We start from the raw sequence: 16871 nt of genomic DNA on the forward strand, positions 1-16871 counted from the left end.
CACCCGCACGGTGACCAGGCCCTGGCGTTGCTCTCCCTCATGTCCATCGTCCGCAGACGCCGGGCGTCTGTGTGCTGCCCGTGGAGCCTTGATGTCCCGTTCCGCCACGGTCTGGCGTGCGCTGATCGCGCTCGCCGTCGTTGCCGTGTCCCTGTATGTCGCCCTGACCACTCCCGCCCGCCTCGGACTCGATCTCCGCGGCGGCACCCGGATCGTCCTCGAGACCCGGGACTCCCCCACCGTCCGCGCCGACGCCGACGCCACCGACCGCGCCCTCGAGGTGCTGCGCCGGCGCATCGACGGGCTCGGGGTCACCGAACCGTCCCTCGCCCGCTCCGGCGAGCGCCGCATCGTCGTCGAACTCCCGGGTGTTCAGGACCCGCGCAAGGCCACCGCGGTGATCGGCCGTACCGCTCAGCTGACCTTCCACCCCGTGCTCGGCGCGTCGCAGGGGCCGGCCGCCCCTCCCGCGGCCGACGGATCCCGGGTGCTGCCCGATCCGGATACGTCCGGGGGCTTCCTGCGGCTCGGTCCGCCCGCGCTGACCGGCGACGGGGTCAAGGACGCGGCGGCGGTGCTGGACACCCGGTCGGGAGGCGGCTGGGGCGTCGACCTCGCCTTCCGTGGTGACGCGGGCAAGGCATGGGCCCGTATCACGGGCGCGGCCGCCTGTGCCGCGCCCGGCGACCCCGGGCGCCGGGTGGCGATCGTGCTGGACGACCGGACGCTGTCGGCGCCCGGAATGCAGAGCAGCGTGCCCTGCGAGACGGGCATCACGGGCGGTTCGGCGCAGATCACCGGTGGATTCGACGCGGCGGCCGCACGCGATCTCGCCGCGCTGGTCAAGGGCGGGGCGCTGCCGGTGCCGGTGACCGCTGTCGAGCAGAGCACGGTGGGGCCGACGCTCGGCGCCGAGGCCATCCGGGCGAGTGCGCTGGCCGCGGTGATCGGCCTGGTCTGCACCGGCGTCTTCGTCATCGCCGTCTACCGGCTGATGGGGCTGCTCGCCACCGTGGCGCTCGCGCTGTACGGGCTGATCTCGTACGCCGGCGTCCTCGCTCTCGGTGCGACGCTCACCCTCCCGGGGCTGGCCGGGTTCGTCCTCGCCATCGGTATCGCCGTCGACGCGAATGTGCTGGTGTTCGAGCGGGCGCGGGAGGAGTACGCGCGCTCCGCGCGGCGTTCGGCGGATCTGCGCCGGCCGCTGCGGGCCGGCTTCACCAAGGCCTGGAGTGCGGTCGCCGACTCGAATGTGACGACGCTGCTGGCGGCGGGCCTGCTGTTCGTCTTCGCCACCGGGCCGGTCAAGGGCTTCGGGGTGACGCTCGCCATCGGTGTGCTGGCGTCGATGGTCTCCGCCATGGTGATCACCAGGCTGCTCGCCGAGTGGGCGGTGCGCCGTCCCGCCGTGCGACGGCACCCCGCGCTGACGGGGCTCGCGACGACCGGCCGGCTGCGGGCCCGGCTCACCCGGCGCCCACCGCGGTTGATGCGGCACCGGCGCCGGTGGCTCGGGATCTGCGCGGGCCTGGTGGTACTCGCCGTCGCCGGCATCGGGGTCCGGGGAGTGGAGTTCGGCGTCGAGTTCACGGGCGGGCGGGTGGTGCAGTACGCGGTCCAGGAGCCGGCGGACGCGGACACGGCGCGCGAGGCCGTCGCCGAGGCCGGCTTCCCGCACGCTGTCGTCCAGACCACCGGCGCAGGAGCGATCACCGTACGCACCGGGGAGCTGAGCAACGACGAGCAGATGCGCATCCAGGGCGCGCTCGAGAAGTCGGTCGGGAAGGTGACCGTCGAGCAGGACGAGCTCGTCGGGCCGAGCCTGGGCAGCGAACTGCGCACGCATGCGCTGATCGCGCTGGGTGTGGCCGTAGCGGCGCAACTGCTGTATCTCACGGTGCGGTTCCGCTGGACGTTCGCATCCGCCGCGGTCGTGGCGATGGTTCAGGACGTCGCTCTGGTGGTGGGCCTGTTCGCCTGGCTGGGGAAGCCGGTGGACAGTGTGTTCCTGGCCGCGCTGCTCACCGTCGTCGGCTACTCCGTCAACGACACCGTGGTGGTACTGGACCGGCTGCGCGAACTGAGGCGCGTACGGGGGCCGGTCGCTCTGGCCGGCCTCGCCGACCGGGCGATCGCGCAGACCCTGCCGCGTACGGTCAACACCGGCATGGGGGCGCTGTTCGTGCTGGTTGCGCTCGCGGTGCTCGGCGGGGACTCGCTCACCGACTTCTCGGTCGCGCTGCTGGCGGGTGTCGTGGTGGGAACGGCATCCACGGTGTTCACCGCGATGCCACTGACCGTGATCCTTCAGTCGCGCTACCCGGAGGACCCGGCTGCCGCCCGCGTGGCACAGACACGGGCCCGGGCCGCAGACCGTTCGGGCGCGGTGGTCTGAGACGCCGCCGCACAGGTGACCGGGCGGCGGCTTGTGCCGCCCGGTCACCTGGCGGGTGCGGTCCCCTCACGCGCGTCCGTGGCCGGTGGGGATGGGGCGGTCAGCGGGCGGCCGGTACCCGGCCCGGCGCGGGGCGGCCGGAGTGGCGGCGAGGACGGCGGTCGTGCGGTGGTCGCGGCGCTCGACGGCGGCGGAGAGGACGGCAAGGACGAGGGCGCCGGCGGCGAGGACGGCACCGACCCAGTTGGGGGCGGTCAGGCCGAGGCCTGCGGCGATCACGATCCCTCCCAGCCAGGCGCTGAGAGCGTTGCCGAGGTTGAAGGCTCCGATGTTGACCGCGGAGGCGAGGGTGGGAGCACCGTGGGCGTGGTCGAGGACGCGCTTCTGCAGCGGTGGCACGGTCGCGAACCCGAGCGCGCCGATGAGGGCGATCGAGACGGCGGCAAGGAACTTGTGGTGCGCGGTGACGGTGAACAGGCCCAGCACCACGGACAGCGCCGACAGGGTCACGTACAGCAGGGGCATGAGGTGCTTGTCGGCGAACCTGCCGCCGACCAGGTTGCCGCCGACCATGCCGAGGCCGAACAGCACCAGGAGCCAGGTCACGGAGGAATCCGCGAAGCCCGCGACCTCGGTCATCATCGGGGTGATGTAGGTGATCGCGGCGAACACGCCCCCGAAGCCGAGTACGGTCATCGCCATCGCGAGCAGCACCTGGGTGTTGCGGAACGCGGCCAGCTCATGACGCAGCCGCACGCCCTCGGGCTTCGGCATGTCCGGGACCAGCTTGGCCACACCGGCCAGGCCGAGTACGCCGAGCGCGGCGACGATGAAGAAGGTGGCGCGCCAGCCGGCACTCTGGCCGATGAACGTACCCAGCGGGACGCCCACGACATTGGCGACGGTCAGACCGGTGAACATCATGGCGATCGCGCCGGCCTTCTTGCCGGGGGCGACGAGGTCTGCGGCGACGACCGAGCCGATACCGAAGAACGCGCCGTGGGCGAGGGAGGCCACCACCCGTCCGGTGAGCATCAGGCCGAAGGTGGGGGCGATCGCGGACAGCAGGTTCCCGATCACGAACAGACCCATCAGGACCATCAGCATCCGCTTGCGCGTGACCCGGGTTCCCAGCGCGGTCATCAGCGGGGCCCCGAGCACGACACCGAGGGCGTAGCCGGTGACCAGGAGTCCGGCCGTGGGGATCGAGACCCCGAAGTCTCCCGCGACCTGGGGAAGCAATCCCATGATCACGAACTCCGTGGTGCCGATACCGAAGGCCCCGACAGCCAGGGCCAGAAGCGCGAGAGGCATGGGAGACAGCCTTCCTTGTCCATTGCTAGTGCGCCTTACAAGCGTCGACAATACTTGCAGACGCGCATTATTTGCAAGCGACATTACTTGCAGGCGCCGACTGCCGAAGGGGCCCTGCCCCGCTCCGGCCCCGGTGGGCAGGCGATGCCGGAGGTGAATCCCGTCAGGAACTGACGGCAGCTGCGGTCCATACCAAGGCCTTGACACGCACATAGTTCACTTCTTAAATCACGTACTGAACTAAGTGCTCCTGCGCCCTTCCTCCCCCACTGCTCCGGAAGGGAGAGTCATGGACTCCCCACGCTTCTTACGACGCCTTCTCGTATCCGTCGCCTCGGTGCTCGTTCTTGCCGCGATCGGCTCCGCTCCGACGCACCCACAGCCCGCTGCACAGACCGCCGGCGCCGTCGAGCCTGCTGCGGCAGCAGCCGCCGTGACGTTCTCCGACGACTTCGACGGCCCCGCGGGCGCGGCCGTCGACGCCGCCAAGTGGCAGATCGAGACGGGCGACAACGTCAACAACCATGAACGGCAGTACTACACGGCCGGCAACCGCAATGCCGCCCTCGACGGCCAGGGCCATCTGGTCCTCACGGCCCGTCGCGAGAACCCCGACAACTATCAGTGCTGGTACGGCCGTTGTGAGTACACCTCCGCCCGGCTCAACACCGCGGGCCGGTTCACGACGGCATACGGACACGTCGAAGCGCGGATGAAGGTGCCGCGCGGACAGGGCATGTGGCCCGCGTTCTGGATGCTGGGCAACGACATCGGCCAGGTCGGCTGGCCCGCCTCGGGCGAGATCGACGTCATGGAGAACGTCGGCTTCGAGCCCTCCACCGTGCACGGCACGCTCCACGGCCCCGGATACTCCGGATCCGGCGGCATCGGCGCCGCGTACACGCTGCCGGGCGGGCAGGCCTTCGCCGACGCGTTCCACACCTTCGCCGTCGACTGGTCCCCGAACTCGGTGACCTGGTCCGTGGACGGCACGGTCTACCAGCGCCGCACACCGGCCGACCTCGGTGGCCGCACCTGGGTGTTCAACAAGCCGTTCTTCCTGATCCTCAACCTCGCCGTCGGCGGATACTGGCCCGGCGATCCGGACGGCAGCACGGTCTTCCCGCAGCAACTGGTCGTCGACCACGTCCGGGTCAGCACCGGCGACAGCCCGTCCGGCGGCGGGCAGATCACGGGCATCGGCGGCAAGTGCGTGGACGTGGCCGGGGCGGGCACCGCCAACGGCACCCCCGTACAGCTCTACGACTGCAACGGCACCGGGGCACAGCAGTGGACCGTCGGCAGCGACGGCACGATCAAGGCGCTCGGGAAGTGCCTCGACGTCGCCTCCGGCGGAACCGCCGACGGGACCGTCGTCCAGCTCTGGGACTGCAACGGCAGCGCGGCCCAGCGCTGGGTCGCCAACACCGCCCGCGACATCGTCAACCCCCAGGCCGACAAGTGCGTCGACGCCACCGGCAACAGCCCTGCCAACGGAACCCGTCTGCAGATCTGGACCTGCACCGGGGCCGCCAACCAGAAGTGGTCGGTGCCCGGCTGAACAACCGCCCCTTGGACCGAGCGTCTTCGAGATCTTCCAGGAGCCGGCCGACGGGCCGTCGCGCCGCGGCCCGTCGGCCAGGGCACACCCCGCACCACCCCCGGCCCTGCGGCCGAACGGCGGCGCGATAGCGTCGGGCGGCCCCCAGGATCGGAGTCGTACCCCATGGCACGGATATTCAGCGTCTCGGACAGCGTCGTGATCGACGCGGCCGCCTCGGTGATCTATGAGCAGGTGAGCGATCCCGCGCTGATGGGCCGGTGGAGCCCCGAGAACCGTGGCGCGACCGTGCGGGGCCGGAGTGAGCGGGCGTACGTCGGGATGGTCTTCGACGGCCGCAACACGCGTGGCCCGTTGAGCTGGACCACACGGTGCACCGTGACGGCCGCCGATCCGGACCAGAGGTTCGCCTTCCGGGTACGGGCGATCGGCATGCGGCGCCCGGTGCTGCCCAGCCGTATCGCGACCTGGGAGTACCGCTTCGAGGCGGCGCCCGGCGGCGGGACGCTGGTGACGGAGACCTGGACCGACGACCGCCGTGCCTGGCCCGACTTCCTGGCCCGTGCCTTCGACCGGATCGCGACGCGCGGGCACACGTTCGCCGAATTCCAGCGGCGCAACATCCGCACCACACTCGACAACCTGAAGCGGGCGATGGAGAGCGGGACCGCGTAGGGCGGTCGGATCAGTCCGTGGACAGCCCGGCGGCGGTGAGCGCGAGAGCGTCGAGCACGGGCCGGATCAGCGGGTGCGACTCCGCGCCGCGGCGTACGGCGGCGAACACCCTGCGGGTGGCGGCCGGTCCTGACACGGGGCGGACCACGGTGTCCCGCAGCTCCATCCCCCGCAGCGCCGACCGCGGCACCAGGGCAACTCCCGCGCCCGCCCCGGCAAGGGCGACCACGGCCCGGAAGTCGTCGGAGGAGTGCACGAGCCGCGGCTGGAAACCCGCCAGCTCACAGGCGAGGAGCACCATGTCGTGGCACGGGTTGCCCGGATAGGGGCCGATCCATTCGCTGTCATGCAGCTCGGCCAGCTCCACGCGCTCGCTGCCGGCGAGCGGGTGGTCGGCGCGCAGTACCGCGTCGAACGGCTCGGCGTACAGCGACACCCGGGCCAGACGGCGGTCGTCCGCACCCGGTGCGCCCCGGTACTCCACGGCGACCGCGAGGTCCGCCTCGCCGTCGAGCACCAGCGGCAGGCTCTCGTCGCCCTCCGCGTCCCGCACCCGCACGCGAATGCCCGGCCGGTCGGCGGCGAGCCTGACCACGGCCGGCGCGACGACCTCGGCGATACCGGTCGCGAAAGCCGCGACCGTCACCTCGCCTGCCGCACCGCCCGCGTATGCGGCGAGTTCCGCCTCGGCCCGCTCCAGCTGAGCCAGGACCGTATGGGTGTGGGTCAGCAGGATCTCGCCCGCCGCCGTCAGCCGCACCCCTTTGCCGCTGCGGATCAGCAGGGCGTGCCCGGTCTCCTGCTCGAGTGCGGTGAGCTGCTGGGAGACGGCGGACGGGGTGAGATAGAGCGCGGAGGCCGCGGCGGTCACCGTACGGTGGTCCGCCACGGCCCGCAGGATACGCAGCCGGCGGGGGTCGATCACCCGGCCATTGTCGCGCGTGCGTCGATGAAAGCGGCCACCGCCCGCTCCACGTCCGCCGTGGAGTGCGCGGCGGAGAGCTGGACACGGATGCGGGCCTGGCCCATCGGGACCACCGGGTACGAGAAGCCGATCACGTAGACGCCGCGCTCGAGGAGCAGCTCGGCCATGCGGCCCGCCTCGGCGGCGTCACCGATCATGACGGGTGCGATGGCGTGGTCGCCGGGCAGGACAGCGAAACCGGCCTCGGTCATCCTGGTGCGGAACAGCGCCGTGTTGGCGGCGAGCTTGTCCCGCAGATCACCGGCCGACTCCAGCAGGTCCAGGACCTTGAGGGAGGCGGCGGCGATGACGGGGGCAAGCGAGTTGGAGAAGAGGTACGGGCGCGAACGCTGGCGCAGCAGCTCCACGATCTCGGCGCGGGCCGCGACATATCCGCCGGACGCGCCGCCGAGCGCCTTGCCCAGGGTGCCGGTGATGATGTCGACCCGGTCCATCACGCCGTGCAGCTCGGGGGTGCCACGGCCGCCGGGGCCGACGAAGCCGACGGCGTGCGAGTCGTCGACCATGACCATGGCGTCGTAGCGGTCGGCGAGGTCGCAGATCTCGCGCAGCGGGGCGATGTACCCGTCCATGGAGAACACACCGTCGGTGACGATCAGGCGGCGGCGGGCGTCCTGGGTCTCCTTGAGCTGCTGCTCGAGGTCTGCGAGGTCGCGGTTGGCGTAGCGGTGGCGGCGGGCCTTGGACAGACGGATGCCGTCGATGATGCTGGCGTGGTTGAGCGCGTCGGAGATGACGGCGTCCTCGGGGCCGAGGATGGTCTCGAAGACTCCGCCGTTGGCGTCGAAGCAGGAGGAGTAGAGGATCGTGTCCTCCTGGCCGAGGAACGCCGACAGCCGCCGCTCGAGCTCCTTGTGGACGTCCTGGGTGCCGCAGATGAAGCGGACGGAGGCCATGCCGTAGCCCCAGCGGTCCAGCGCGTCCTTGGCCGCGGCGACGACCTCGGGGTGGTCGGCGAGGCCGAGATAGTTGTTGGCGCAGAAGTTGAGCACATCGCCGGGAGCTCCGCCCGCGGTGACGGCGACGGAGGCGCTCTGCGGGGTACCGATGACACGCTCCGGCTTGTAGAGGCCGGCGTCACGGATCTCGTCGAGTGTGGCACGGAGTTCGTCGCGGACGGACGCGTACATGAGGGTTCTCCTAGGTGCTGGGACTCAGGGACAGGGGGCTCAGACGGTCCAGTCGAGGATGATCTTGCCGCTGCGGGCCGTGGCGGCCTCGTCGAAGGCAGCGTCGAAGTCCTGGTAGCCGTAGCTGCCGGTGATCACAGGGCTGAGGTCGAGGCCGCCCTCGAGCAGCACCGTCATCGCGTACCACGTCTCGAACATCTCGCGGCCGTAGATGCCCTTGATGGTGATCATGGACGTCACGATCTTCGACCAGTCGACCGCGAACTCCTCGGCGGGCAGTCCCAGCATGGCGATGCGGCCGCCGTGCGTCATGTTGTCCACCATGTCGCGCACGGCCTCGGGGCGGCCGGACATCTCGAGGCCGATGTCGAAGCCCTCCTTGAGACCGAGCTTGCGCTGGGCCTCGGCGATGCTGGTCTCGGCGACGTTCACCGCGAGGGTCGCGCCCACCTTGCGGGCGAGCTCCAGGCGCGACTCGCTGACGTCCGTGATCACTACATTGCGTGCACCGGCGTGCCTGGCGACGGCGGCGGCCATTATCCCGATCGGGCCGGCGCCGGTGATCAGCACGTCCTCGCCGACGAGCGGGAAGGACAGGGCGGTGTGAACCGCGTTGCCGAACGGGTCGAAGATCGCGGCGACGTCGAGGTTCACCTCGGTGCGGTGCACCCACACGTTGGACGCGGGCAGTGCGACGTACTCGGCGAACGCGCCGTCCCGGCCGACGCCGAGTCCGATGGTGCTGCGGCACAGGTGGCGACGCCCGGCGAGGCAGTTGCGGCACTTGCCGCACACCAGGTGTCCCTCGCCGCTGACCACATCACCGACCGCGATGTCGCGGACGTCCGCGCCGATGGCGGCAACCTCGCCGACGAACTCGTGGCCGAGCACCCGCGGAGTGCTGACGGCATGCTGCGCCCAGCCGTCCCAGGACCTGATGTGCAGGTCGGTGCCGCAGATGCCGGTACGCAGCACCTTGATGAGCACGTCGCCGGGGCCGGTCTCGGGCTCGGGCACATCCATGAGCCACAGGCCGGGCTCGGCATGCTGCTTGACAAGTGCCTTCATCGGTGCGGCTCCAGAGGAGGTTGCGGGACTGACCGGATACCGAAAATACGGCTCCGGTCAGTGGACGCGCACCAATCTGCCCAGCTCGGAGCGTCGCGTCCATCGAGGTTTTCTTAAGCGGGCCCACAGCGCAGCTTCATGCCCGGGGATCACCGGGTCGCACAAGCCGCTCGGATCGCCGGGTCAGGTGCGGGCGGCGGGGCTCTTTCGACGGCGCAGTCTCGCCAGCAGCGCCAGCGGTGTACGGCGCGTCGGCCTGGCAGGGCGGGCAGGCGCGGGCTCCGTGAGGGCGGGCCTGGAACGGACTGTCCATGGGCGGGCAGACCGGCGATGTGCCGGGTCCGGAAGGCTCTGCGAAGTCTTGGCCGGCTCGGGCCTCGGGGCCGGTCCCTGCCGGCGTGCCTCGCGCAGAGCGTCCGCCAGACTCGCCCGGTGCCACAGAATCTCGTCCGGATGGTCGGCCAGCAGCAGCCCGGCCACGACCTCCTGCGCCGCCGGGGACTGGGCCAGGGGCGGGGCGAGCGAGGGGCGCAGGACCCGCAGATGCGAGCGCTCGTACGGATCGGGAACCACCTCGGCCATCGTCACCGGGTCGAGCACGGCCGCGATCGCGGCCGCGCGTTCCCACGGGTCCGCGGTCGAGCGCAGCAGCAGCCCCAGCCGACGGCCCCGCCAGGTGCGCGCCCGTCTGTCCTCGCCGGCCGCAAGCGCGGCCAGTACCGTGGGCGGGGTGCGGCCGGTCAGCAGCTCTGCGTGGTCCCGGGCGAACTCGCGCAGCTCGTCGGCGAGATAGAGCCAGACGACCGCCCGGTAGCGGTTGAGATAGAACCGGACCGGGGTGAAGTGCCCGGTCCGGGCGAGTCGGGTGAAGCGGGCCGGGCTGATGGTCACCAGTGCCGCGCCCTCGACGGTGCCAACGGCCCGCCCCCGGTCCCGCAGCGCGTCCGGGAACCCCTTCGCACCGCGCAGCCGGTCGATCTCCGCCTGGCCGACCCGTGGCGGGCTGCCGTCCGGGTCCCGCGTGGTGCGGATGTGCCCCAATTGGACGGCGAGATCGAACTCGCTGCGCTTGAGCTCCAGTTCGCGAGCTGCCCGAGCGGGCGCGATGCCCCGCACCGCCGCTGCTTCGTGGTCCCGGACCGTTGCTTCGTGGTACGCAACCGCTGCTTCGTGCACCGTCATGACGGTCTCCCCCGTGAGGTGTGAATACTCTCGGTGACGACCGTAGCTCCGCGGCGGCACCCCCTGCCCGCGCTGTGGAAAACTCCTCGAATCAGGCCGACCGCGCCAAGAATCAGCAGGTCAGGGCCAATCCGATCATCAGAACGCGCTGTCGCCGGACTGCCTGGCCGAGACACCGAGGTGCTCGCCGACGCGATTGACCATCAGAGTCATCTCGTAGGCCACCTGGCCGACGTCAGCCTCGGCGGAGCTGAGCACGCACAGACAACTGCCGTCGCCCGCGGCGGTGACGAAGAGCAGCGCCTCGTCGAACTCGACCATGGTCTGGCGGGCCCGGCCCGCACGGAAGTGGCGCCCGGATCCCCGGGCAAGCGAGTGCAGACCCGAGGAGACCGCGGCCAGGTGCTCCGCGTCCTCACGCGCGAGCCCCGTGCTCGCCCCGGTCACCAGACCGTCGTTCGACAGCACCAAGGCATGTCTTATGTGCTCGATCCGCTTGGTCAGGTCGTCCAGCAGCCAGTCGAGTGCCTTGTCCATCGCCATGGTCGGTCCTCCCCGCTCGTGCGATCCCCGTGTCCCCGTGGTGGCCGTGGGCCGCGTACCGGCCGCAGGCCGTTCGTTCGCCCGTAAGCCTTTCGTACGAGGGGGCGCAGGGCAAGGTGTGACTAGCCCACCGAATCGAGCATGCGGGCGGTGTGCATGCGCCCCGCGTACTCGACGAGGCGGACGAGCACCTCTTTCCCGGAGTCGCGGTCGCGGGCGTCGCACAGGACGACAGGGGTGCCACGGTCCAGATCGAGGGCGCGGGAGACCTCGTGCGCGCCGAAGGTACGGGCGCCGGCGAAGCAGTTCACGGCGACGACGAAAGGGATGCGGCGGTGCTCGAAGTAGTCGACGGCGGGAAAGCAGTCGCTGAGCCTGCGGGTGTCGGCGAGGACGACGGCGCCGAGTGCGCCCTGGGAGAGTTCGTCCCACAGGAACCAGAAGCGGTCCTGCCCCGGGGTGCCGAAGAGATAGAGGGACAGACCCGAGCGGATGGTGATACGGCCGAAGTCCATCGCCACGGTCGTGGTCGTCTTGCGGTCGACCCCTTCGGTGTCGTCGACCGTGCTGCCCGCCGCGCTGAGCTGTTCCTCGGTGCGCAGCGGGCGTATCTCGCTGACGGCGCCGACCAGCGTGGTCTTGCCGACGCCGAAGCCACCGGCGACCAGTATCTTCAGCGCGAGAGCGGTGGAATCCCCACCGCTGCTGTCAAAACTCTCGGAGGACATCGGCCACTTCTCTCAGGGTCGACAGATGTTCGACGGAGGTTCGTGCACGGTTCCGGACAGCATGGCAAGCACGGCCCGGCCGCGTGGGAAGCGATCGCTATTAGAGCGTTGTGACTGTTCCGGCTCGCTCGCTTTTCGATTCGGAGCGCATTCCATCGTCGGCGATCGCCCGTGTTCGGCAGGCATGAGCTGCGGTTCCGATATTCGGTGACCGCGGGGAATTGAGTTGGCTGCGTGATTCGCGCGGCCAATACTCCCGCTGCAGATCGTGATCTTGCTGGTAAGGGCCGGTGCAGACATGGGTCCGGCCACCGTTGATCAACGGTGCGGGAAGACACACGATCATGTGGTGGCCGCAGGTAACGGCGCAGACCCTGCCCGCCGGCGATGAGGTCTGCGGCGGCAACCCGAGACTGCGCACCGCCCTGGGGGAACGCGGCAGCGGCTACGTCCTCGCAGTGGCCCGCACCCAGGAAGTGACCACCCGTGCAGGGATGTTGCGCGCAGACTTCTGGTCAAAAAAGCTCCCCACGTTCGCCTGGCAGAAGCTGTCCGCCGGGACCGGCGCAAAAGGGCAACGCTTCTACGACTGGGCCCACATCGCACTGCACGACCCCAGGGCCGGCCACCGCTACCTGCTGGTCCGCCGCAGCCGCATCACCTGGTCGGAGAGGCCGAGTTCCCGGTGACCACCCCCGTCATGTTCAACCCCGGCGAGATGACCTGCGGCGCCAACCCCGGCCGGCCGGTCACTCCCGACTACCGGTCGCCCTTCCGGTTCACCGGCACACTCCACACCGTGACCATCGATCTGTCGGGCGAACTCATCACTGATGCGGACAGCGAAATGCGCATGCACATGGCCCGGCAATAGACCGACGGGAAGAGAGGCCGACCGCGTCACTGCGGCGGGTCTCGGCCGCAGATGATGACATGCCGACCATTACGACCGACCCTGCCTGGCCCACTGCGGAGTGGGTTTCTGGCCCAACAGACTGGAGCCGGGGCCGGTGAGCTTGGCGGTTGCCTGACAAAGCCGGCGCAGGCAGGGCATCCCGCAGGTTCTGACAGCGGTGGATACCGACATACGGCGTTCGGGCGGCGTGACAGGATCGGGGCATGTCCGTATTCCTGCAGACCGACCGTCTGACGCTGCGCGCCGCCGATGACGCCGATGTGGATCGCGTTCTCGAGCTCCACAACGATCCCGAGGTGATGCGCTACATCAACGGCGGGCAGCCGATTTCGCGCGAGACGTTCGTACGGGAGACGCTCCCGCGCTTTCTGCGCACCTTTCCCTGCACCGGCGACCGCGCGTTCTTCATCGCGCAGGAGCGGGACACGGAGATGTTCCTGGGCTGGTTCGAATTCCGGCCGACGGCCGACGACAGCTGCGCGACGGTGGAGCTGGGCTACCGGCTGAGCCGGAAGGCATGGGGGCGGGGCCTGGCGTCGGAAGGGGCGCGGGCACTGATCCGCAAGGGTTTCACCGAACTCGGCGTGGAGCGGGTGATCGCCGACACGATGACGGTCAACGCCCGTTCCAGGCGGGTGATGGAGAAGGCAGGCCTGCGTCATGTCCGGACGTTCTTCGAGGAGTGGCCGGACGCGATCGACGGCTCCGAGGAGGGGGACGTCGCCTACGAGCTGACGCGGAGCGAGTGGGAGCGGCAGAACGGGCCGACGGCCTGAGCGGACACGCTTCACCGGACCGGGACTCCGTCGGACTCCACCGGGCTTCCTCCGACAGGGCAGGCGGGCGGGGACGGTGACGGCTGGTGTCACCGGGGCGGCGACCGCCGTCTCGAGGGGCGGCAGATCGTCATAGCGCCCTGAGGCCCTCGATCACCTCGCGCAGAATCCTTTCGCTCGGCAGCTGGGCAGGCGGCACCGGACGGTTCACCTTGACATGGCCCGCTTCGAGCAGATCGCCGAGCAGCACCCGCACGACGCCGACAGGCAGGTCGGCCTCGGCTGCGAGCTCGGCGACCGACTGGGTTTCACTGCGACACAGGGCGAGCAGCGCGCGGTGCTCGGGGCCGAGGAGCGACTCCTCGGCCGTCGCCGGCGCGTCCGCGTCGACGACCACGAGGGCGATGAGGTCGAACCGTACGTTGCTGGGACCGGGCTTGGTCCGCCCGCCGGTCATCGCGTACGGGCGGACCAGCGGCCCCGCGTCCGAGTCGTACCACTCGCTGCCGACCGGGTCGGCCGGGCCCGTCATGGCGCGCTGACGCGCGGCGGCGTGCGCAGGTGCTCGCCGACGCGTTTGACGAGGCGGGCCATCTCGTAGGCGATCAGCCCGATGTCGGCGCTGACGGCGGTGAGCACGGCGAGACAGGAACCGTCGCCCGCGGCCGCCACGAAGAGGAACCCGTCGTCCATCTCGACCATCGTCTGGCGTACGGCGCCGGCGTGGAAGTGACGGCCGACGCCCTTGGCCAGGCTGTGGAAGCCCGAGGCGACCGCCGCCAGATGCTCGGCGTCCTCACGCGTCAGCGCGTTCGACGCGCCCACCGGCAGACCGTCGTTGGACAGGACGACGACGTGCCGGACCTGGCCGACGCGCATGACGAGGTCGTCCAGGAGCCAGTCGAGGTCCCCCCGGTGGTGCGGCGCTGGGTGCATCTGCTCGGTCATCCCTGGTCTCCTTCACTGCCTGGGGCGGGCGAGCCGGGCGCGGCGCCGCCGCCCCGGGTCCAGCCGTTGCGGAACGCGGTCATCCGGTCGCGTGCCTGTTCGGGGGTGCGGTGCACGGGCTCATCGCCCGCGTGGGGCTCGTCGTCCGGCTGTGCGGGCTTCGTGGCCTCCCGCAGCTGCGGTACGAGATTGGCCTGGCGGACCCGTCGCGGAAGCTCGCCGTCGGCGGACTGCGGTACCGGGTCGCGCCGGCGCAGGGTGGTGACCCCGGCGGGTCTGCGGGGTTGCGGTTGCGGTTGCGGTTGCGCGGATGGTCCCGGCTGCGTGCGGGGTCCCGGCTGCGTGCGGGGTTCCGGCTGCGCTTCGTCGTGCCGGTCGCTGCGGTGGTCGGTCTCCCGGCCGGTCCGGGCCTCGAGCACCCGGCGGGGCGCCACTGCCGCGACGGGTGTGCTCTCGTGGTCCTCGGGGGCGGGAGCGGACCGGGGTCTTTCCTCCTCGGGCGGGGCGGGTCGTTGACGGGAGCCGTCCGCCGCGGGCAGTGCGCTCTGCAGCAGCGTGGTCGGCAGCAGGACCACCGCCGTGCTGCCGCCGTAGGGGGACGGGCGCAACTGGACCTTGATGCCGTGGCGCAGGGAGAGCCTGCTGACGACGAACAGGCCGAGACGGTCGCTGTCGAAGAGGTCGAGGGCCTCGGACTCCTCCAGCCGTCGGTTGGCCTCGGCCAGGGCGTCCTTGCCCATGCCGAGCCCGCGGTCCTCGATCTCCAGGACGTAGCCGTTGCCGACCGGTTCGCCGCTGACCCGCACCTTGGTGTGGGGCGGGGAGAACTGAGCGGCGTTCTCGACCAGTTCGGCCAGCAGATGCGTGACGTCGGCGACGGCCGCGCCCACGATGGCCGTCTCGGGCAGCTGGCGCACCTCCACCCGCGCGTAGTCCTCGATCTCCGAGACGGCGGCCCGTACGACGCTGGTGAGGGGGACGGGCATGCGCCAGCCGCGCCCGGGGGCCGCGCCGGACAGGATGATCAGGCTCTCCGCGTGCCGGCGCATACGCGTGGTGAGGTGGTCGAGCCGGAAGAGGTCGCCGAGCTCGTTCGGGTCGTCGGCCCGGCGTTCCATGGCGTCGAGCAGGGTGAGCTGGCGGTGGACGAGGATCTGGCTGCGGCGGGCCAGGTTGACGAAGACGCCCGAGATTCCGTCCGCCAGTTCGGCTCGTTCGACGGCGGCGCTCAGCGCGGCGCGGTGCACCGTGCCGAGCGCCTCGCCGACCTGGCCGATCTCGTCCTCGGCCGCGGCGCCCTCGGGGGCTTCTGCGTGGATGTCGATCTGCTCCCCGGTGCGCAGCCGGCGCATGGCGTTCGGCAGTTTGCGCCGGGCGATCTCCAGCGCGCTGTTGCGCAGGCTGATGAGTTCGATGACGAGGACACGGCCGATGCGTACCGAGATGACCAGGGAGATCGCGACGCCGGCCAGTCCGAGGGCGACCGCGGCGCCGGCCCCGGTCAGCATGCCACCGGTCACCGGGTCGACCCGGTCGGCGGCGCGCGCCCGGGCGTCGGTCTCGATCACGCGCATGCCGTCGCGTACCCCAGTGTGGGCCTTGTCCCACCTGGCGGCCGGGACGGCGGAGGCCGCTTTGCCGCCCGGGGGTGCCGCTGCGACCCTCTGTTCCGCCGTGCCCAGCTGCTGGTAGCCGTCGCGTTCGGTGAGTTCGCGCCAGGCGGCGCGCTCGGGCCCCCGCAGATCGGTCGCTGCGGCCTCGGCGAGCGCGGTGCGGGTGGCGGCGGCGCCGGTGAACAGCCGCTGCCGCTCCGCGTCGAGCGAGCCCGCGAGGTGTGCCGAGCCGAGCAGGGCGTCCTCGCGGGCGAGCATCTCTCCGGCCCTCACGAACTCGAGCAGGACGCGCGCGTCGGAGCCGGGTCCCGCGTCCTGCATGCCGCTGAGGGATCCGTGGACGTCGAACGCCGCGGCGACTACGGCGTTGTAACCCTCGTACGCCGTCCGCCAGGTGCTCTTGCGGTCGAGCACGGCCGTGCGCAGCGCTCCCAGTTCCTCCGCCCGGGAGACGAACTCCCCCAGGCGCTCGGCCACCTCACCGGGCACCTCGCCGCCCGCCGCCACGGTGTGGCTGTCGTCGAGCCGCAGCCGGCGTACGGCGTCCTCGGTGCGGCGCGCCTCCGACTCGAGTGCGGCGGCGCGTTCGCCGGAGGGTGCGGCGATCTGCCGCATGGCCGCACGTCGTTCGGCCTGCAGTGCCGATACGGCAGCCCCGACCGGTTCGCGCACCTGCTCCTCGATGCGCTGCAGCTGCCGCAGCCGGGCCACGTCCTGGGCGGTGGTGACCGTGGCGAAGCCCCACAGCGCCAGCAGGGACAGGACGGGCACCATCAGCAGCGAGATGATCTTCGCGCGTACGGTCCGGGGGCGGGGCAGGAACCGCCCCCGGGTGCGTGTCGGCACCTGCACGCTCTCGGCCTGCGGTGCCTGTCCGGTGTGCTCGACCGCGGGCGGTCCGGCGTGCGCGCGTCGTCCGCGGGCCGTCGTCCCCTGGAGCGGTGGGGACGCGGGCGGGGTCTTGGCACCCTGGTTCCTGCGGGGTGTGCGCATGGCCTCCTCGTTCCGGTACAGGTCTGTGACGGCGGCGTCGCCGA

15 protein-coding genes and 1 pseudogene are annotated in these 16871 nt (G+C 71.2%); 6 read left to right on the forward strand and 10 right to left on the reverse strand.

Annotated features, from left to right (window positions below; translation table 11 throughout):
* Positions 1-91: 91 nt before the first annotated feature.
* The gene (secD, locus tag ABZ208_RS14770) at positions 92-2395 is read left to right on the forward strand and encodes a protein translocase subunit SecD (RefSeq protein ID WP_356909867.1); all 2304 of its coding nucleotides are present in this window, start codon (positions 92-94) and stop codon (positions 2393-2395) included.
* Positions 2396-2461: 66 nt separating this feature from the next.
* Here secD and ABZ208_RS14775 read toward each other — a convergent pair whose 3' ends face one another.
* Positions 2462-3709 carry an MFS transporter gene (locus ABZ208_RS14775; protein WP_356909868.1) on the reverse strand — a complete coding sequence of 416 codons (1248 nt, stop codon included), beginning with the start codon at positions 3707-3709 and terminating at the stop codon, positions 2462-2464.
* Between the two features lie 289 nt (positions 3710-3998).
* Between ABZ208_RS14775 and ABZ208_RS14780 the strand changes: the two genes are divergently transcribed.
* Positions 3999-5270, forward strand: coding sequence for a family 16 glycosylhydrolase (locus tag ABZ208_RS14780; RefSeq protein WP_356909869.1), 1272 nt, complete (start codon positions 3999-4001; stop codon positions 5268-5270).
* 165 nt (positions 5271-5435) lie between these two features.
* Positions 5436-5945, forward strand: a complete 510-nt coding sequence (locus ABZ208_RS14785) for an SRPBCC family protein (RefSeq protein ID WP_356909870.1) — start codon at positions 5436-5438, stop codon at positions 5943-5945.
* Between the two features lie 10 nt (positions 5946-5955).
* Here the strand turns inward: ABZ208_RS14785 and ABZ208_RS14790 are convergent, their stop codons facing one another.
* The 6 genes from ABZ208_RS14790 to ABZ208_RS14815 form a co-directional block, all read right to left on the reverse strand.
* Positions 5956-6870 carry a LysR family transcriptional regulator gene (locus ABZ208_RS14790; protein ID WP_356909871.1) on the reverse strand — a complete coding sequence of 305 codons (915 nt, stop codon included), beginning with the start codon at positions 6868-6870 and terminating at the stop codon, positions 5956-5958.
* Positions 6867-8060, reverse strand: coding sequence for a glycine C-acetyltransferase (locus ABZ208_RS14795; RefSeq protein ID WP_328392700.1), 1194 nt, complete (start codon positions 8058-8060; stop codon positions 6867-6869). Before ABZ208_RS14795 ends, ABZ208_RS14790 begins: the two co-directional genes overlap by 4 nt.
* Before the next feature lie 39 nt (positions 8061-8099).
* A complete protein-coding gene (gene tdh / locus ABZ208_RS14800) occupies positions 8100-9128 on the reverse strand; it encodes an L-threonine 3-dehydrogenase (RefSeq protein ID WP_356909872.1) in 1029 nt (342 codons plus the stop codon).
* Between the two features lie 183 nt (positions 9129-9311).
* Positions 9312-10310, reverse strand: a complete 999-nt coding sequence (locus ABZ208_RS14805; protein ID WP_356909873.1) for a DUF6397 family protein — start codon at positions 10308-10310, stop codon at positions 9312-9314.
* 138 nt (positions 10311-10448) lie between these two features.
* Positions 10449-10853: a roadblock/LC7 domain-containing protein gene (locus ABZ208_RS14810; RefSeq protein ID WP_328392706.1), complete on the reverse strand. Its 405-nt coding sequence runs from the start codon at positions 10851-10853 to the stop codon at positions 10449-10451.
* Positions 10854-10975: 122 nt separating this feature from the next.
* Positions 10976-11581: an ATP/GTP-binding protein gene (locus ABZ208_RS14815; RefSeq protein ID WP_356909874.1), complete on the reverse strand. Its 606-nt coding sequence runs from the start codon at positions 11579-11581 to the stop codon at positions 10976-10978.
* Between the two features lie 380 nt (positions 11582-11961).
* On the opposite strand from ABZ208_RS14815, the pseudogene ABZ208_RS14820 reads away from it, so the two are divergent.
* The 3 genes and pseudogenes from ABZ208_RS14820 to ABZ208_RS14830 form a co-directional block, all read left to right on the forward strand.
* Positions 11962-12243, forward strand: a pseudogene (locus ABZ208_RS14820) (IS701 family transposase); the annotation flags it as partial.
* 23 nt (positions 12244-12266) lie between these two features.
* Positions 12267-12455 carry a hypothetical protein gene (locus tag ABZ208_RS14825; protein WP_356909875.1) on the forward strand — a complete coding sequence of 63 codons (189 nt, stop codon included), beginning with the start codon at positions 12267-12269 and terminating at the stop codon, positions 12453-12455.
* A 245-nt stretch (positions 12456-12700) separates the two neighbouring features.
* Complete coding sequence (locus tag ABZ208_RS14830) at positions 12701-13273, forward strand: GNAT family N-acetyltransferase (protein ID WP_356909876.1); 573 nt, start codon at positions 12701-12703, stop codon at positions 13271-13273.
* A gap of 130 nt (positions 13274-13403) precedes the next feature.
* Here ABZ208_RS14830 and ABZ208_RS14835 read toward each other — a convergent pair whose 3' ends face one another.
* From ABZ208_RS14835 to ABZ208_RS14845, 3 genes are read right to left on the reverse strand one after another with little or no spacing between them, the layout of a single operon-like run.
* A complete protein-coding gene (locus tag ABZ208_RS14835; RefSeq protein WP_356909877.1) occupies positions 13404-13805 on the reverse strand; it encodes a DUF742 domain-containing protein in 402 nt (133 codons plus the stop codon).
* Complete coding sequence (locus ABZ208_RS14840; protein WP_356909878.1) at positions 13802-14221, reverse strand: roadblock/LC7 domain-containing protein; 420 nt, start codon at positions 14219-14221, stop codon at positions 13802-13804. Before ABZ208_RS14840 ends, ABZ208_RS14835 begins: the two co-directional genes overlap by 4 nt.
* Entirely contained in the window at positions 14218-16827 is a 2610-nt protein-coding gene (locus ABZ208_RS14845) for an ATP-binding protein (RefSeq protein ID WP_356909879.1), read from the reverse strand. Before ABZ208_RS14845 ends, ABZ208_RS14840 begins: the two co-directional genes overlap by 4 nt.
* Between the last annotated feature and the right edge of the window lie 44 nt (positions 16828-16871).

Origin of the sequence: Streptomyces sp. NPDC006208, from assembly GCF_040613775.1 — a bacterium.
In the GTDB taxonomy this organism is placed as follows: domain Bacteria; phylum Actinomycetota; class Actinomycetes; order Streptomycetales; family Streptomycetaceae; genus Streptomyces.

Excerpts from the sequence above, each read along its gene's own strand:
- secD (WP_356909867.1), top strand. The coding sequence starts at position 92 with ATGTCCCGTTCCGCCACGGTCTGGCGTGCGCTGATCGCGCTCGCCGTC.
- ABZ208_RS14775 (WP_356909868.1), bottom strand. The coding sequence starts at position 3,709 with ATGCCTCTCGCGCTTCTGGCCCTGGCTGTCGGGGCCTTCGGTATCGGC.
- ABZ208_RS14780 (WP_356909869.1), top strand. The coding sequence starts at position 3,999 with ATGGACTCCCCACGCTTCTTACGACGCCTTCTCGTATCCGTCGCCTCG.
- ABZ208_RS14785 (WP_356909870.1), top strand. The coding sequence starts at position 5,436 with ATGGCACGGATATTCAGCGTCTCGGACAGCGTCGTGATCGACGCGGCC.
- ABZ208_RS14795 (WP_328392700.1), bottom strand. The coding sequence starts at position 8,060 with ATGTACGCGTCCGTCCGCGACGAACTCCGTGCCACACTCGACGAGATC.
- tdh (WP_356909872.1), bottom strand. The coding sequence starts at position 9,128 with ATGAAGGCACTTGTCAAGCAGCATGCCGAGCCCGGCCTGTGGCTCATG.
- ABZ208_RS14805 (WP_356909873.1), bottom strand. The coding sequence starts at position 10,310 with ATGACGGTGCACGAAGCAGCGGTTGCGTACCACGAAGCAACGGTCCGG.
- ABZ208_RS14810 (WP_328392706.1), bottom strand. The coding sequence starts at position 10,853 with ATGGCGATGGACAAGGCACTCGACTGGCTGCTGGACGACCTGACCAAG.
- ABZ208_RS14815 (WP_356909874.1), bottom strand. The coding sequence starts at position 11,581 with ATGTCCTCCGAGAGTTTTGACAGCAGCGGTGGGGATTCCACCGCTCTC.
- ABZ208_RS14830 (WP_356909876.1), top strand. The coding sequence starts at position 12,701 with ATGTCCGTATTCCTGCAGACCGACCGTCTGACGCTGCGCGCCGCCGAT.
- ABZ208_RS14835 (WP_356909877.1), bottom strand. The coding sequence starts at position 13,805 with ATGACGGGCCCGGCCGACCCGGTCGGCAGCGAGTGGTACGACTCGGAC.
- ABZ208_RS14840 (WP_356909878.1), bottom strand. The coding sequence starts at position 14,221 with ATGACCGAGCAGATGCACCCAGCGCCGCACCACCGGGGGGACCTCGAC.
- ABZ208_RS14845 (WP_356909879.1), bottom strand. The coding sequence starts at position 16,827 with ATGCGCACACCCCGCAGGAACCAGGGTGCCAAGACCCCGCCCGCGTCC.